We start from the raw sequence: 498 nt of genomic DNA on the forward strand, positions 1-498 counted from the left end.
TCGGGGGGTAGATATTTTGTATGCTTTAATTACGTTTATTTCTTTAAGTGTAATAACTTTTTCATATTTAAATTCCTTTCAATTGTGCTTGATAATATGCGGTGCGTTTAACCACCTTTTGTAAATAATTACGGGTTTCTTGTGCAGGTAAGTTATTCACCATATAGGCATAAATTTTATCTGCCGACATTGCATTAGCAGCAATACTTGCCTGATTTAGTGAGTTTGAGCCGCTGAGAGTTTTAGCTACATTGCCTGGGCCAGTATTATATGCGGCTATGCTCATATACAGTCTTGATTGCTCGTTACGTACATTTTTAAAATAGCGATTACTTAAAATATGCAGATAAGTACTCCCTGCTTCTACGTTATTATCTGCCTTAAATAAATACTCAGGGCTAAGCAATAACGGCTTACATTGCAAGAAGTTACTTACATCTTTACCCGCAGATGTAGGAACTATTTGAATTAAACCAAATGCAGCGATAGGAGAGCGTG

At 36.1% G+C, this 498-nt stretch carries 1 protein-coding gene; it reads right to left on the reverse strand.

All coding sequences use genetic code 11. The features are described 5' to 3' along the window. Positions 1-67: 67 nt before the first annotated feature. A partial coding sequence (locus AAEY62_RS20225) for a transglycosylase SLT domain-containing protein (RefSeq protein WP_350635966.1) occupies positions 68-498 on the reverse strand: 431 nt, incomplete at its 5' end.

The organism is Pseudoalteromonas sp. GW168-MNA-CIBAN-0100, from assembly GCF_040309225.1.
Lineage (GTDB): Bacteria > Pseudomonadota > Gammaproteobacteria > Enterobacterales > Alteromonadaceae > Pseudoalteromonas > Pseudoalteromonas arctica.